We start from the raw sequence: 13,814 nt of genomic DNA, 5'->3' as shown, positions 1-13,814 counted from the left end.
ACGTGCCATGACTCGATCCTCTCAGGGAATCGAGCCTCCATCAGACCCGGAGCGGTTCAACTGCGGTCTCGGCACCTGGCTGCTCAGACGCGGGCCCACACGCTTTCCAACTGTGTTGGTGGGGTGCTTGGGCCTGTCCAGGGCCGTTCACCTGCGTTCATGGCCGGTTGGTCGAAGGGGCGGGCGGGGTCGGAGCCTCCCCTGAACGGCCGTGAACAGGGCTTAAGGAGACGGTGCCGCCGGGCCAGGCGTTCAAGCCTTCCCAGGTGTCGCTCAGCCTGCCTGTGCCTTGTCCGCCAGCACGGCGATGTCGGCGGTGTCTTCGGACGGTGGTGCCTCGACGGTCACCGGCTGGTTGATGTCGAGGAAGGTGATGGCCAAGTCGAGCGGCTTGCCCTCGGTGCCGCCCCCTGTGGCGCGAGTATCGCCCCGCATGCGGAACTGCCTGGTGTGGTTGTCGTCTCCGATCCACAGATCCATGGTGAGCGTGTCGTCGATGCGTAGCATCATGAACTGATCAAGGTTGTTGATCTGGCGCTCGCGAGCCGCCTTGTTCGCGGCAGTGTCACGGGCGGCTCTGATGTTGTGACTGGTGACCGTTCCTCTGTAGTGAGTGGTCCGGGTGCCGTCGATCGTCTCCGTCCCGATCCTCCGCACGTCCTTGGAGGCGGTCAGGATCGTGGACTGCGCGGCCGGATTACCTTCGATCTGAGTCGGCAGTACCCGGTAGGACTTGTTGTCCATCGCGCCGCGTCCCCATACAGCCGGGTGGGCGCTGAACCAGCTCTTGCCGTCCAGCTTCTCGGAGTCGATCGCAGTCCCGCTGACGTACATCACCTCGTCGACGAACCGGATCTCCAGCTGGCCGTCTCTGCCCTGCTCGGTCGCGTTCATCTTCATCTTCATGACCGCCGGTTCCGTGTGCATGGATGCCTCGGCCTCCAGTCGGCCCTTCTCCGGCACGGTCCCGGTGACCCGGTAGTGGAGCGACGTGATGCGCTCGGAGTTCGCCGCCGCCTTCGCCACGGCCGTCGCGGGCGTCACCCTGGGCGAGCCCTCATTCGCGGAGTCACTCGCCGAGCCCCCTCCGCAGGCAACCGTTCCGCCAGCGAGCAGCACAGCGGCGAACGCCGCGCTCGTCACTTTGCGCGGTACGGAACCACGCAATGAAATCCTCACAATTCCCCCCCCGGAATCAAGGTGGCTGAACCATGCCAAGCTGCGAGGGTATCCCGGCGTGTGTCCTGTGATCCGCTGGGTTCTGGTGGGTCACGCGCGACAGACCGCACACGCCTGCCCACACGAGGCTCCGCGGCCTCGGAATCTCAGGGGGATGACCTGCGGCGAAGCGGTGTTGGCGTCTGGTGGGCGGCTGACCGACGGCCCGGTGTTCCCCGTGGTTTCTGCCTCGTGTACCGGTGCTACGACTGGCCGCCGTGTGTTGTGGCCGTCTGGGGGCGTTGATGTCAGCGTTGGATGTCAGCGAAACAGTTCCGGCACGGGGCAGACCTCCAGAGGCTCGTCCGGCCGGTCGACCCAGCACCACCAGACATGCCGACTGGTACACCTCCATAGCGTCCGGCAGGTCCGTCGGCCATCTTCCTCCCGCTGAGATAGGACGAAGCCGCCGGACCTCATCGGCTGGCTGCACTCGGGACAGGCCGGGGCGTCGGTCATGCGGCGCACCCTGACGGAGCGCCCTCTTCGTCACGAACGATCGGCTGGTTGGCCATTGCAGTCCAGGACACGACTGGGCGATATCAGCCCGCTGACGTGCCGCCGCCACAGCGGCGCAGGCCCCCAGGCAGCGGATCGGGCTTCCGGGCGGCAGAACGATGAATCGATCGACAGTATATGCCGGTCGCTGATATATATAGGCGGCATGAATGAGCGACCGCTTCAGGAGCCGACGCTGCTCCTGCTCACTGCCCTGGCCGACGAGCCCAGGCACGGCTATGGACTGATTCAGGAGATCGACGCGATCTCCCAGGGCCGTGTGCGGATGCGCACCGGTACTCTCTACGGCGCGCTGGACCGGCTGGTCCAGCAGGGCCTGATCCGGGTCGAGCGCGAGGAGGTCGTGGACGGTCGGGCGCGCAAGGTCTACGCCCTCGCCGAGGCCGGCCGAGACGTGCTGGCCGCCGAGACGGAGCGGCTGCGTGCCGTCGTCGCCGAGGCGGAGCGTCGACTGGCCGCCCGTCGCGCCCACGCCATCCGCCCGAAGGGGGCCCTGGCATGACGCAGCAGCACAGCTCACTCGCGTTCCGCTGGGCGCTGCGCCTCCATCCGGCCGCCTACCGCGCTGAGCACGAAGCCGAGTTGACCGCGATTTATGCCGAGGCGACGCAGGATGCCGGCCCGCTCGGTCGGCTGCGCGAGGCGCTCGATGTCGCCGGCCATGGCCTGCGGCGGCGCACCGGCCTGGGCTCCGACCGGATGGCGGGTCAGGTCCTTGCGCAGGCGGCCCCGCTGGCTATCGCCGTGGCGACGGGTAGCTTCGTGGCGGGCCTGTTGTGGCTCTTCGCCCCCGGCGTCCGGACCTTGCCGGCGTCCTCGCTCCCGAATGTGCTGAGCCTGGCCAACACGGGCCTCACGCCGCTGCTCTGGCTGGCGGCGCTCGCGGCTGTCTGGACCGGGCGCTGGACCGTGGCCCGTGCACTGGTCGTGCCGGCGATGGTGCTGTGCCTGGCCGACGTCCTGCTGGCGGCGTTCACCTCCTCCGGCTTCCACGGCACCCCCTCGATCGCAGTGATCCGACTGGCCGTGCCGCTGCTCACCGGCGCCGTCGTCCTCGCCGCACCCAGGGATCTGCTCGGCCCCTCCCTGTCACAACGCCGCACGATCACGGGAACCACCGCCCTGGCGGCCGTCCTGGTGTCGGGCGTGCAGCTCGTCGAAATGTACTACCCCTTTACGCTGGGCGTTCTCAGCGTCATCGGCCCGCTGTGGGCCGGGGTCCTGTGGGCCGGGGTCCTCGCGATCGCCCTGCTCTTCGGCACGCGTAACCGGTTGACCGTCGCGGGCGTGGCGGTGGCCGTGCTGCCCACCACGCTGCAGGTGACGGTCCAGCTCACCCCCGCGGGCGTGGTTGTCCTGCTCCTGGTCCTGCTCAGCAGCACGGTGCCCTTCCTCCGCGCGCGCCGGCGCCACTTCCAGTCAACCCCGCCAAGCCGGATGCGATCTTGAAAACCGTCGTGGCAGCGATGTCACCGTGGGTTCAAATCCCACACCCACCGCACGTGAGCGGCCCCTGACCAGGTAAATCGGTCAGGGGCCGCTCTGCTGGGCTGTGCCTGCTCGTCGCCGTGGTTCCCCGCCAGTTCCCGGTCGATCGGGCACGACAGGGGCACGGACACCTTCTGATCCGTAGCTCTATGTGGATCGGTCGCTGGCGGTCAAACCGGTCGCAGTACGGCCGTGTCCGTGCTCAACCGGGCAGTGCCGGTTGCTGTGGTTGCTGTACTTCGCTGCTGTACAGCACCAGTTTGGAAGATCGCGTATGCGGATGGGCGGTGACCTGGCGAGACGCTGACCTGTGCGTCTCTGGGCGGGGCTCCGCGACTCCCCGCTGTTCCCCGTGCGGTACTCCCTCATCGGGCACGCAGGGGGCACGTGTGGCTCTCAGCCGCATTCTCAGCCCCCTGCGCCGTCGAACGCTCAGCCTGGGACACCTTCCAGCGGCAGGTGGTCGCGGTAGTACTCCGACTCCAGCCACTCCTCCTTCACGAAGAGCGGGCGTGTCAGGAGCGCTTCCCCGACCCGCTGCTCACGCAGGAGGATTCCGAGATCGGTCAAGGAGAGCGATGCGTCAGGGGTGTAAAGCACCCAGTTCCCGTGCTCGGCTGCGTGGTCCAGGAGGAACTGGTGGCCTTGCGCCGGATCGCTGCCTGCCAGCGGGAAGTCTGCCAGGAAGACCTGCGGACCGGCGACTGCATCCAGCGCAACGCATGCAAGCTTGCCCACGTCGTAAAACGCCTTCACGCCGCCCGGGAAGTCTTCCTGCCCGTACGGGCCAACCCGTGCCTCCGGCTCGGAGACCAGCAGTGCCTTGGCGACCTCTGCCGGCGACATCCCGAACCGCAGCGGCCCCACGCCGCCTTCGGCTCGCAGCTCCCAGCGCTCGCGCTTCACACTTGCGCTCATCCACCCCGCCCCTACGTTTGACCGGCCCATCGATGTGCAGACGGACCGATCACGGTGCCCGCGAATCTTGAGATCAGGTGCCGAGGCTATCCCCTGCACCCACCACTCACCCCAGGGCCAATCTCGACAGGCGGCGGCGTTCATGGCGTATGAAGTGGAGGCACCGAAGTACGTCCGCCTCGCTCAGACCATTCAGCAGCGCATCGAGGACGGCACGTATCCGCCCGGCACCCGCGTGCCCAGTGAGAACCAATTGGTGCAGGCCTTCGGGATGTCCCGCCAGACCGTCGTCCGGGCGCTGGAGCTGCTGAAGCGTGACGGCTGGCTGGAGTCACGGCAGGGGTACGGCACGATCGTGCGGGGGCGTCCGGCGGTAGTTGAGCAGAAGGACCGCCGGGGGAGTGAAGCCCTCGCACGTGACGAGTCGCAGTCTCCCGGGCGGCTCGTCGAGGTCGGTCACGTCCCCGTTCCGACGCGCGTCGCCTCCGTGCTCGGCTTGCCGAAGCGGGCCAAGGTCCTCATGCGCCGGTTCCTCGTCGAGGAGGGCGGCGAACCCGTCGAGCTGGTCTCGTCGTACTTTCCCGCCGGCCTGGTCGAGGGCACCGAACTGGAGAGTGTCGACGCTCTGAGCGGCATCACTCGCGCGCACTTGGAAGCACGCAAGAAGGTCCGCTTCGACCACGTGACGGAACGGGTATCGGCCCGGCTACCTGCGCCTGCCGAAGCCGAGCTTCTTGATGTCCCGGACGGCGTTCCGGTACTGAGCGTCCTTGTCGTCGCGTGTGACGCCTCCGGCCAAGCCCTGCAAGTCTCTGACGTGCTGCTTCCTGCTGATCGGCAGGAGCTCGAGGACACCTACCGCTTGAACTGAGCCCGTTCAGGGCTGGAGCGTGTCATATGGACCCGCAACTGATCACAGTGGGACTATCTGCGGCTGATCCTGCTCATCCAACCCTTCTTGCGTGGCTCGGCGACAGGTGCCTCCTGTGTGGCCGCAGCTCCGCGACGGAGATCCGGAAGTGGCTCGAAAGGGTGGAGGGGTGATCGGAGTGCTCGTACGCGAACAACGCAGATCTACTGGTCGCCCAGATCTACCTCGCCGGGCTCCACCTGGCAGGCATCTTCCTTTGGTCCGCTCGGTGACGAGCAACCGGTACCGGTCAGAGATGACCGTGCTCCGGAATGAGCGTCTCGCACCGATCGCACAGCACCAGAAGGATGCGCCAGCTCTCACGCAATGAACCATTCGCAGCGCACCGCTCGCAGATGCCCTCGCTGCGGTCAGCGAAGGCATCAGTGACAGCGTGGAGGCGTGCGTGCTCGGCATCCGTCCAGTTGCCGCCATGCTGCCACGGCCGCGGAAACGCCTGGAAGGCCAAGGACCCCCACTTCTGCTTCACGGCCAGGAGCTCGTACTCCGGGAATTCCGCGACAACCGCCTGGTGGCACTCAAGGACCAACTGCTGCCAGCCAGGTCCACGTCGAACTCGTACGAAGGGTCGCGCAAGTGTTGCCTGACCGGCGCCAGCACGTCGCCTGAAGCCTGGGCAGTCCCAGTCATCCCCGCCCCCTCACGCAGCAAACCCTCTGGATCCTACGGTTCCTGACTCACGCGACATGATCCATAAGAGAAGTCCTAGCCATCCTCCCGGCCGGGAAGCGGTGCCCCCTGGAGAAACGCTCGGTAAGCGTCCGCGGCGTCATCCTCCACGGTCGGCCCTTCCGGTCCGTACCGTGTGTCGCTCCGGTCGCGTTTCGGTCCGGAGATCCAGAAAGCCTCATCGGTTTCGACGTCGTAGAAGTTCGCGTCGAACAAGCCGAGACCCGTGGCGCGCCGCAGGGTCCGCCCTTGGAAGTAGGCGGTCTTCCAGCTCTTGGAGAAGTCCACCCACCCGATCCACGACGGTCCGCGGTCGGTGTCGTAGCCCGTCTTGAGCTGCACGAACATGATTCGGCGAGGCATGCTCCCAGCTTGGCCGGTCGCGCTACTCCAGCAAACCGAGTTTGTGGATCGATCCGATGGCCAACCGTTCTAGCTTGACAAGTCAACTTGGCATTTCTAGTCGGCTTGCTAAGTCAACTTGTCAGGTGGCGAGTTGCGCGACTCAGAAGGAGAAATCTCTGTGCGTGTGATCCGTGTTGACGCCTCGACCGCCACGATCCTGCTCACCGAAGCGCCGGCGCCGAAGGCGCGCGACCGGCAGACCGGTGAGATCGCGAAGGACGCCGTGAGCGGTGAGGCGCTCATGACCATCGGCGTCGTCTACATCGACGAGGGTGAGTCGTCGCTGAAGCTGGAACACCTCCGCCTGCGTGCCTGGGCTCACATGCTCGGCTTCCGCGGCCACTTCTCCACAAAGTCCCGCCGCTACTCCACGACTCTCGGCGCCCTCCGCACCGCCCGTGCCGACTGGCGCCGCGCACAACCTGCCACGCCCGTCGAGACAGAGGCCACGGAAACGACCCTCGTCCCCGCCCACTGGGTGTTCGCCGGAACCGGCCTGAGTGCCGCCGAAACGTGGCTCGCCGCATCCCTCCAACCCGCACCCGGAACGGAAGGAGAACCCACCCGATGACCCCGGCCACCCTCCACCGGAAGTGGCACACGACGGCTGAGGTCGCCGAGATGCTCGGCTTCAGCCTCTCCAAGACCCAGATGCTCGTCCTCACGGGCGAGATCCGCTCCGTCAAGATCGGCCGCAACCGTCGCATCCTCCCGGCCTGGGTGGACGAGTACGTGAACCGTTGCGCCGACGAATCCGAGAGGTGGTCCGCGTGAGCGGCAAGCGGGGCAACGGCGAAGGTTCGATCTACCCCTACCGGAACGGCTACGCGGCGTACGCCTGGGTCACCACCCCAGAGGGCAACCGCAGGCGGAAGTACGTCTACGGACCGACCCGCAAGGACGTCCATGAGAAGTGGCTCAAGCTCCACAACGAAGCCAAGAAGGGGCCGGTCGCGACCAAGACGCCGACCCTCGCCCAGTACCTGGCCTACTGGCTCAAGGAAGTCGTGGAGCCCAACCTCCGGCCGCTGACCGCGGCCACCTACGAGACCACCGTCCGGCTCTACATCGTGCCGCTCCTCGGCTCGAAGCGGCTTGACCGGCTGACCGTGCAGGACATGCGCGGCTGGCTCAACAAGCTCGCCGACACCTGCCCCTCCTGCTCGGTCAGCCGGCGAACCCTCACCGGTGATGCCATACTCGCCCCCTGTCGAACGCCTTCACCGAGCGGGGAGGTGCGGGAGCGGTGGGTAAATCGGCAACTGTGCTCGGCCGGGAGATCGGCAAAACCGGGCGGGAGATGAACGTGCTGCTGCACAGGTATGGCTACCTGACAGGCGAGCCAGGCGCGTACTCCCTGACCGACAAGGGAGAGAAGTACGGCACCCAAGAGGATCATTACAGGGGCAACGTCAGGTCCCTGCACTACTACCGCCAGTGGACCACAACGACATGGAGCGATGAGACTCTCGCGGCTCTGCTGAACGACATGACCAATGCGCCAACTCCGCCCGAGCCCGCCGAGTCGTTCCCTGACGACGACGTGACCGTCGCCGAAGCCGAGCCGGTCGGTGCCACTGACCGGGGTGCATCCAGTAGCACCGGTACGCGTGTCGATCTGCGAATGGTTGCGATCGCTGCTGCGCTGCTGGTCGGGGCGAAGGCTGCGCAGATCGCGGCTCCGCACGCGCAACGCTGGTGGTCTGAGACTGCCGTGCCCGCGACATCGCGCGTGCTGAAGCGACTGAAGCGGCAGGACCCGTCGGACAACGACGCCGAGACGTAAGCCTGAGGCCGCTGTCGCGGTAGAACGCATCAACGGGGAGCGACCAGGGGAGCCGGGTTCCGACGTTGGCTCCCACACGGCTCCCAAAATGGGCCCAGGAACCACTCAGGGGCCTGATCCGTCAAAGCGGATCAGGCCCCTGACCTGGTACTACGGCGTCGGGGTGGCGGGATTTGAACCCACGACCTCTTCGTCCCGAACGAAGCGCGCTGCCAAGCTGCGCTACACCCCGATGTCGCTGCTTGTCGCGGCGACGACGTTTACTTTAGCCCACCGGTGGCTGTAGGCGAAATCCGGTTTCGGCGCGGTGGCTGGTCAGGTCGGGGCGGGCGTGGTCGAGGGCCACCAGGAGGACCCCGAGGGCGTAGAAGGACAGGCCGATCAGGAGTGTGTTGGCGAGGGTGTCTCTGTAGCCGTGGGCGGCTGCGTCCAGGGAGGGGTAGAGGTAGCGGCCCGGAGTGCCCGGTGTGATCAGCTCGGCTCGGATCAGGGAGAACGCCAGGTAGGGCAGGGGGTACAGCAGCCACAGCGCGGCCTGGCGCAGGTGCAGGCGGCCGGGAGGCGTCAGCAGCAGCCAGTCCAGGACGGCGGCCGTCGGTGTCACCGTGTACAGGAGGTGGCTCGCGACCGCGTGCCAGCCGCTCGCCGTGCCGGTCGTGGCCGTTACGGAGAACGGGGTCGCCGCGTCCGCCAGGAGCAGGTGGTACACCAGGCCGGTGATCGTCACGTAGAGCAGTGCCGCCCCGGTCAGGACGGAGGGGGCGGATCGGCCGGCTGTCCAGGCGCGGCGGGCCGACAGGAGGGTGACCAGCGCCAGCAGGATGCTGCTCTGCACGGCGAAGTGGCTCAGCACACGCAGGGGGCTGCCGAGCAGCAGCGCCAGGGTGACACCCGCGGCCGCCGTGGCGGCGATCAGGAGGCGGAGCACCGTGGCCAGGGGGCGGCGGGCCGGGAGCACCACCGCTGCGCCAGGGACGAACGAGGGCAGGAGCGGGTGGCTCCGCGGGAGCGCCGGCAGGTCCGGGATGTCCCTGGGTATCGGGGCGGTCATGCCCTCACGCTAGGCAGGGGGGACAAAAGGGGCTATACGGGTGGGCCCGTGCGGGTGACCCATCCCATTGGGTCCAGCCCCCTTGGTCCTCGTACCGACCCCGTACGCCCCGCGCCGACCCCGTACGCCCTATAAGCCCCGTACCTCCCGCGTCTCCCCGTCCCTCCCCCCTACTCCCTCCCCACCAGCGTCAACAACGTCGCCTCCGGCGGGCACGCGAACCGGACCGGTGTGTACCTGTTGGTTCCGCACCCCGCCGACACGTGCAGGTATGCCGTGCGACCCTCCGCCGTGTGCGTGGACAGACCCTTCACCCGGTCCGTGTCCAGGTCGCAGTTGGTGACCAGGGCGCCGTAGAAGGGGATGCACAGCTGGCCGCCGTGGGTGTGGCCGGCCAGGATCAGGGGATAGTCGTCCGCCGTGTACGCGTCCAGGACGCGCAGATACGGCGCGTGCACCACGCCCATGGAGAAGTCCGCCGAGCCGGACGGGCCGCCGGCCACCTGTGCGTAGCGGTCCCGTTTGATGTGCGGGTCGTCCAGGCCGGTGAGCTCGACCGACACGCCCTCGATCTTGAGCGTGCCGCGCGTGTTCGTCAGGTTGAGCCAGCCCGCGCCGTCGAAGCCGTCGCGCAGGTCCTCCCACGGGTTGTGGACCACGCCCACCGCGGGTGGATTGCCGTTCAGGCCGTGGCGGCCCTGGACCTTCTCGATCAGATAGCGGGCGGGGTTGCGCAGCTTCGGTCCGTAGTAGTCGTTGGAGCCGAAGACGTACGCGCCCGGGAACTCCATCAGCGGGCCGAGCGCGTCGAGGACCTCCGGGACGCCCTCCGGGTCGGAGAGGTTGTCGCCCGTGTTGATCACGAAGTCGGGGCGCAGGCCTGCCAGCGAGCGCAGCCAGCGCTGTTTCTTGCGCTGCCCGCTCACCAGGTGGATGTCGGAGACCTGCAACACGCGCAGGGGACGCATCCCGGCGGGGAGGACGGGGACCGTCACCCGTCGCAGGCGGAAGGAGCGGGCCTCGAAGCCCGCCGAGTACAACAGACCGGCGGCACCAACCGCCGCGATTCCTACGGGTACTCCGTATCGCGCGCGCATACGTCCATCGTGTCAGACCCACCGCCCCGTAAATGAAGGGGCGTCGGGCTGTCCGCACCTGCGACAATCAAACCCATGACCACGCTCAAGTCGAAGCTGCAGGAAGACCTCAACGCCGCGATCAAGGAGCGCGATGAGCTCCGCTCCTCGACGCTCCGGCTGACGCTCACCGCGATCACCAAGGAGGAGGTCGCGGGCAAGGAGAAGCGCGAGCTCTCCGACGACGAGGTGCAGAAGGTGATCACCCGTGAGGCGAAGAAGCGGCGCGAGGCGGCCGACGCCTTCGCGCAGGGTGGTCGCGCCGAGCAGGCCGCGCGGGAGCAGGCGGAGGGCGAGGTCCTCGCCGCGTACCTGCCCAAGCAGCTCAGCGACGAGGAGCTGAACGACATCGTCGCCCAGGCCGTCGAGGAGGCGAAGGCGGCCGGGGCCGAGGGGCCGCGTGCCATGGGCGCCGTCATGAAGATCGTGAACCCGAAGGTGGCCGGCCAGGCCGAGGGCGGCCGCGTCGCCGCCGCGGTCAAGAAGCTCCTCGCCGGCTGACCCCGGCGGACGGTTCCTGAGAACGCCGAACGGCCCCTGCTTCCTCGTACGGGAGGCAGGGGCCGTTCGGTGTGTACTGCTCAGGACGAACCGCTCAGGGCGAACTGCCGGGTTCAGGGCGAACCGCTCAGGGCGAACCGCTCGGGGCAAGCTGCTCAGGCGCAGGCCCCGGGTCAGCCACGCCCCCCGTTCCCGTTTCCGTTGCCTCCGCCATTGGTCTGCCCCTGGAACAGGTTGTCCGGGAGCGTGATGCCGCCGGTGTTGCCGCCGTCCGTCGTGCCGCCGTCGATCAGGCCGCCTAGGAAGCCCTCGTCGCCGTTGCCACCGCCGTTGCCGTTGCCGTTGTCCTCGTCGTCGTTGCCCTTGTCGGGCTGGGGCTCCGGGATGTTGACGAGGTTGAAGGACGGGGCCTCCTTGCCCTCGAGGGCACCGGTCATGGCGTCCCGCCAGATGGGGCCGGGGGTGTCACCGCCGTAGACCTCAGCGTGGTAGACGCCACCGATCGTGATGTCGGTCATCTTGACCTTCTGGGTGGCGCTGCCGACCCAGACGGCGCCCGAGAGGTTCGGGGTGTAGCCGACGAACCAGGCGTTCCTGCGCTCGTCCGTCGTACCCGTCTTGCCGGCGTTGTCGCGGCCGGACAGACCGGCCTGCTGACCCGTACCGGAGTCGGTCACACCCTTCAGCAGCGTGTTGATGCCGTCGGCGGTCTTCTCGCTCATCGCGCGCGAGCAGGTCGACTTCGGGACCTCCAGCGACTTCTTCTGACCGTTCACGGTCTGGGTGATCGACTCGATGGCGATCGGCGTGCAGTACATGCCCCGGGAGGCGAAGGCGGCGTACGCGGTCGCCATCGTCAGCGGGGAGATGCCCTTCGAACCGAGCGCGATGGCGGGCACCTCGGGGAGCTTGTCGCCGTTGCCCTGCACCACGTGCAGTGCGTCGGTCATCTTCACGACCGGGCAGAGGCCGATGTCGGCGACCATCTCCACGAAGTACGTGTTGACCGACAGCTCCATGGCCTTCTTCAGTGCGTACGGCCCCTTCTCGGACTCGCTCTCGTTCTCCAGCTTGGCGTTGCCCGTGTTGACCCAGGGCTTCCCGCTGCACGTCTGGATCTGGCTCGGGTACGGCATCTCGTACGGCGCGGGGTAGGTCTGCGTCACGGGCCGGCCCTGCTCCAGCGCGGCCGCGGCCACGAACGGCTTGAACGTCGAACCGGTCGGGAAGCCGAAGTTCGAGCCGCCCATCGAGGAGTCGACCGAGTAGTTGTACTCGGTCTCGTTCTTGCCGTAGCCGTACGGCTTCGACTGGCCCATCGCGAGGATCTTGCCGGTGCCGGGCTCGACGAGCGTGGCGGCAGCGGCGACCTTGTCGGACTTGTAGACGTGGTCCTTCAACGAGGCCTGGACGGACTCCTGGGACTGCGGGTCGAGCGTCGTCTGGATGGTGAGGCCGCCCTGGTTCCAGAGCTTGGCGCGCTCCTCCTTCGTCTTGCCGAAGACCGGGTCGCTGAGGAAGACCCGCTCGACGTACTTGCAGAAGAAGCTGGCGCCCTGCACGGCAGTGATGCAGCCGTTCTTCGGCTGGGTGACCTTCAGACCCAGCGGGGCCTTCTTCGCCTTCTCGGCCTCGGCCTGTGAGATGTCGCCGACCTCGGCCATGCGCTCCAGCACGACGTTACGGCGCATGATGGCCTCGGCGTCGTCGTTGAGCGGGTTGTATTTGCTGGGCGACTGGACGAGGCCGGCCAGCAGGGCCGCCTCGGGCAGGGTCAGGTCCTTGGCGCGCTTGGAGAAGTACCGCTGGGAGGCGGCCTCGACGCCGTAGGCCTGCTGACCGAAGAACGTGATGTTCAGGTAGTTCTCGAGGATCTTCTTCTTGCCGAGCTCCTCCTCGACCTGGATCGCGAACTTCAGTTCGCGGATCTTGCGGCCGATGGTCGGCGCGGTGGCCTGGGCGACCCTCGTCGGGTCGTCGCCGGCCTCCTCGATGAAGACGTTCTTCACGTACTGCTGCGTGAGCGTGGACCCGCCCTGAGAGACACCGCCGCTCTGCGCGTTCTTGTTGAGCGCGCGCAGGAGGCCCTTCAGGTCCACCGCGCCGTGCTCGTAGAAGCGCGAGTCCTCGATCGCGACGATCGCCTTCTGCATGTACGGCGAGATGTCCTTGAGGCCGACGACCGTGCGGTCACGGGAGTAGACCGTGGCGATCTGCTTGCCCTTGGCGTCGAGGATCGTGGTGCGCTGGCTCAGCGGCGGCGTCTTGAGGTTGGCCGGGAGTTCGTCGAAGCTCTCGACCGAGCCCTTGGCCGCCAGGCCGAGCGCGCCGACGGCGGGCAGCGCGATGCCCGCCAGCACGGCTCCCGCGAGCACACTGACACCGAGGAACTTGGCGGCCTGCTGCGTCGCCGTCAGACCGCCGCCCGAGCGCTTGTTTGGCATGAGGGCAGCCTACGTTCTCATTCGCCGGACACGCGTATAGGCCTTGGCCTAAGCTGCTCTCAACTGTCACAGCAGCAGGGCTACGTATCAATACGTCCGGCGACCCCGAATCGTTCCGGAGGTTCTCCACTTTTTTTGGTGGGGGCGTGTCCGAATTCGCCTTGTGTGTCACTGGGCATCCGTTGTGACTCAACAGAACTGTCCCGTTTTGCCGGGATGGTCACGCATGTCGCGGGCTCACTCCCCCGGGTGATCTGCCGCTTACCCATAGTCCGTTCGGGCCATTCAAGATTGGGCCCGAAGGGGGTGTTGCGCTGTGCCCGCCTTCCGTAACGTCCTCAACTGGCGGCGGTGAATATGCCGCTGCCGCCGTGGGGGAGCCTCGATTCGGGAGAGGACGGCGCCGGTATGGGCTGGGTAATCGACTGGAGTGCGCAGGCTGCCTGCCGCACTACCGATCCGGATGAACTGTTCGTTCAGGGAGCAGCGCAGAACAGGGCCAAGGCGGTGTGCACCGGATGTCCGGTACGCACCGAGTGTCTGGCCGACGCGCTCGACAACCGCGTCGAGTTCGGCGTGTGGGGAGGCATGACGGAGCGCGAGCGTCGCGCCCTGCTGCGCAGGCGGCCGACGGTGACGTCCTGGCGCCGGCTCCTGGAGACGGCGCGCTCGGAGTACGAGCGCGGTGCGGGCATCGTCCCGCTCGACGACGACCAGGTGTACGAGAACTACGCGGCGGTGAGCTGAG

At 67.4% G+C, this 13,814-nt stretch carries 14 protein-coding genes, 1 tRNA gene and 2 pseudogenes; 10 read left to right on the top strand and 7 right to left on the bottom strand.

What is annotated here, in order from left to right; genetic code table 11:
* Nucleotides 1-273: 273 nt before the first annotated feature.
* Nucleotides 274-1,218: an SCO4651 family lipoprotein gene (locus IE263_RS46940; RefSeq protein WP_308430831.1), complete on the bottom strand. Its 945-nt coding sequence runs from the start codon at nucleotides 1,216-1,218 to the stop codon at nucleotides 274-276.
* Nucleotides 1,219-1,882: 664 nt separating this feature from the next.
* Between IE263_RS46940 and IE263_RS46935 the strand changes: the two genes are divergently transcribed.
* Together IE263_RS46935 and IE263_RS46930 are read left to right on the top strand one after the other, a co-directional pair.
* Nucleotides 1,883-2,239 (top strand): PadR family transcriptional regulator, encoded by a 357-nt coding sequence (locus IE263_RS46935; RefSeq protein WP_189944291.1) that lies wholly within the window; start codon nucleotides 1,883-1,885, stop codon nucleotides 2,237-2,239.
* A complete protein-coding gene (locus IE263_RS46930) occupies nucleotides 2,236-3,186 on the top strand; it encodes a hypothetical protein (RefSeq protein ID WP_189944290.1) in 951 nt (316 codons plus the stop codon). The genes IE263_RS46935 and IE263_RS46930 overlap by 4 nt, the downstream gene beginning before the upstream one ends.
* A gap of 471 nt (nucleotides 3,187-3,657) precedes the next feature.
* Here IE263_RS46930 and IE263_RS46925 read toward each other — a convergent pair whose 3' ends face one another.
* On the bottom strand, nucleotides 3,658-4,143 hold the full coding sequence (locus IE263_RS46925; RefSeq protein WP_189944289.1) for a hypothetical protein: 486 nt from the start codon (nucleotides 4,141-4,143) through the stop codon (nucleotides 3,658-3,660).
* A 142-nt stretch (nucleotides 4,144-4,285) separates the two neighbouring features.
* On the opposite strand from IE263_RS46925, the gene IE263_RS46920 reads away from it, so the two are divergent.
* Nucleotides 4,286-5,014 carry a GntR family transcriptional regulator gene (locus tag IE263_RS46920; RefSeq protein WP_189944288.1) on the top strand — a complete coding sequence of 243 codons (729 nt, stop codon included), beginning with the start codon at nucleotides 4,286-4,288 and terminating at the stop codon, nucleotides 5,012-5,014.
* Between the two features lie 765 nt (nucleotides 5,015-5,779).
* On the opposite strand, the gene IE263_RS46915 is transcribed toward IE263_RS46920, so the two are convergent.
* Entirely contained in the window at nucleotides 5,780-6,091 is a 312-nt protein-coding gene (locus IE263_RS46915) for a hypothetical protein (RefSeq protein WP_229911560.1), read from the bottom strand.
* Between the two features lie 175 nt (nucleotides 6,092-6,266).
* Here IE263_RS46915 and IE263_RS50425 point away from each other — a divergent pair.
* The 5 genes and pseudogenes from IE263_RS50425 to IE263_RS46895 all read left to right on the top strand — a co-directional run.
* Nucleotides 6,267-6,434 (top strand): annotated as a pseudogene (locus IE263_RS50425) (SCO3933 family regulatory protein); the annotation flags it as partial.
* A gap of 3 nt (nucleotides 6,435-6,437) precedes the next feature.
* Nucleotides 6,438-6,719, top strand: a pseudogene (locus IE263_RS50420) (replication initiator); the annotation flags it as partial.
* Complete coding sequence (locus IE263_RS46905; RefSeq protein WP_189944286.1) at nucleotides 6,716-6,922, top strand: helix-turn-helix domain-containing protein; 207 nt, start codon at nucleotides 6,716-6,718, stop codon at nucleotides 6,920-6,922. The pseudogene IE263_RS50420 and the gene IE263_RS46905, both read left to right, overlap by 4 nt.
* Nucleotides 6,919-7,452 (top strand): N-terminal phage integrase SAM-like domain-containing protein, encoded by a 534-nt coding sequence (locus IE263_RS46900; protein WP_189944285.1) that lies wholly within the window; start codon nucleotides 6,919-6,921, stop codon nucleotides 7,450-7,452. The genes IE263_RS46905 and IE263_RS46900 overlap by 4 nt, the downstream gene beginning before the upstream one ends.
* Complete coding sequence (locus tag IE263_RS46895; protein ID WP_189944284.1) at nucleotides 7,449-7,934, top strand: hypothetical protein; 486 nt, start codon at nucleotides 7,449-7,451, stop codon at nucleotides 7,932-7,934. The genes IE263_RS46900 and IE263_RS46895 overlap by 4 nt, the downstream gene beginning before the upstream one ends.
* 158 nt (nucleotides 7,935-8,092) lie before the next feature.
* Here the strand turns inward: IE263_RS46895 and IE263_RS46890 are convergent.
* From IE263_RS46890 to IE263_RS46880, 3 genes are all read right to left on the bottom strand, one after another.
* Nucleotides 8,093-8,166: transfer RNA gene (locus tag IE263_RS46890), tRNA-Pro, on the bottom strand.
* 33 nt (nucleotides 8,167-8,199) lie between these two features.
* Complete coding sequence (locus tag IE263_RS46885) at nucleotides 8,200-8,985, bottom strand: Pr6Pr family membrane protein (protein WP_189944283.1); 786 nt, start codon at nucleotides 8,983-8,985, stop codon at nucleotides 8,200-8,202.
* Nucleotides 8,986-9,155: 170 nt separating this feature from the next.
* Nucleotides 9,156-10,082 (bottom strand): metallophosphoesterase, encoded by a 927-nt coding sequence (locus IE263_RS46880; protein ID WP_189944282.1) that lies wholly within the window; start codon nucleotides 10,080-10,082, stop codon nucleotides 9,156-9,158.
* Nucleotides 10,083-10,157: 75 nt separating this feature from the next.
* On the opposite strand from IE263_RS46880, the gene IE263_RS46875 reads away from it, so the two are divergent.
* Nucleotides 10,158-10,622 carry a GatB/YqeY domain-containing protein gene (locus IE263_RS46875; protein WP_189944281.1) on the top strand — a complete coding sequence of 155 codons (465 nt, stop codon included), beginning with the start codon at nucleotides 10,158-10,160 and terminating at the stop codon, nucleotides 10,620-10,622.
* A gap of 173 nt (nucleotides 10,623-10,795) precedes the next feature.
* Here IE263_RS46875 and IE263_RS46870 read toward each other — a convergent pair whose 3' ends face one another.
* On the bottom strand, nucleotides 10,796-13,066 hold the full coding sequence (locus IE263_RS46870) for a transglycosylase domain-containing protein (protein ID WP_189944280.1): 2,271 nt from the start codon (nucleotides 13,064-13,066) through the stop codon (nucleotides 10,796-10,798).
* A gap of 408 nt (nucleotides 13,067-13,474) precedes the next feature.
* Between IE263_RS46870 and wblA the strand changes: the two genes are divergently transcribed.
* Nucleotides 13,475-13,813 (top strand): transcriptional regulator WblA, encoded by a 339-nt coding sequence (gene wblA / locus IE263_RS46865; protein WP_189944279.1) that lies wholly within the window; start codon nucleotides 13,475-13,477, stop codon nucleotides 13,811-13,813.
* The last annotated feature ends 1 nt before the right edge of the window (nucleotide 13,814 follow it).

This window comes from Streptomyces aurantiogriseus (assembly GCF_014649375.1).
Classification (GTDB): Bacteria; Actinomycetota; Actinomycetes; order Streptomycetales; family Streptomycetaceae; genus Streptomyces; species Streptomyces aurantiogriseus.
The sequence above is the reverse complement of the archived record's forward strand: the minus strand, read 5'-3'. Positions and strand labels throughout refer to the sequence as shown.

What these genes read in the sequence shown, in the direction of transcription:
- IE263_RS46935 (WP_189944291.1), top strand. Translation starts at nt 1,883, where the DNA reads ATGAATGAGCGACCGCTTCAGGAGCCGACGCTGCTCCTGCTCACTGCC.
- IE263_RS46930 (WP_189944290.1), top strand. Translation starts at nt 2,236, where the DNA reads ATGACGCAGCAGCACAGCTCACTCGCGTTCCGCTGGGCGCTGCGCCTC.
- IE263_RS46925 (WP_189944289.1), bottom strand. Translation starts at nt 4,143, where the DNA reads ATGAGCGCAAGTGTGAAGCGCGAGCGCTGGGAGCTGCGAGCCGAAGGC.
- IE263_RS46920 (WP_189944288.1), top strand. Translation starts at nt 4,286, where the DNA reads ATGGCGTATGAAGTGGAGGCACCGAAGTACGTCCGCCTCGCTCAGACC.
- IE263_RS46915 (WP_229911560.1), bottom strand. Translation starts at nt 6,091, where the DNA reads ATGTTCGTGCAGCTCAAGACGGGCTACGACACCGACCGCGGACCGTCG.
- IE263_RS46905 (WP_189944286.1), top strand. Translation starts at nt 6,716, where the DNA reads ATGACCCCGGCCACCCTCCACCGGAAGTGGCACACGACGGCTGAGGTC.
- IE263_RS46895 (WP_189944284.1), top strand. Translation starts at nt 7,449, where the DNA reads ATGAACGTGCTGCTGCACAGGTATGGCTACCTGACAGGCGAGCCAGGC.
- IE263_RS46885 (WP_189944283.1), bottom strand. Translation starts at nt 8,985, where the DNA reads ATGACCGCCCCGATACCCAGGGACATCCCGGACCTGCCGGCGCTCCCG.
- IE263_RS46880 (WP_189944282.1), bottom strand. Translation starts at nt 10,082, where the DNA reads ATGCGCGCGCGATACGGAGTACCCGTAGGAATCGCGGCGGTTGGTGCC.
- IE263_RS46875 (WP_189944281.1), top strand. Translation starts at nt 10,158, where the DNA reads ATGACCACGCTCAAGTCGAAGCTGCAGGAAGACCTCAACGCCGCGATC.
- IE263_RS46870 (WP_189944280.1), bottom strand. Translation starts at nt 13,066, where the DNA reads ATGCCAAACAAGCGCTCGGGCGGCGGTCTGACGGCGACGCAGCAGGCC.
- wblA (WP_189944279.1), top strand. Translation starts at nt 13,475, where the DNA reads ATGGGCTGGGTAATCGACTGGAGTGCGCAGGCTGCCTGCCGCACTACC.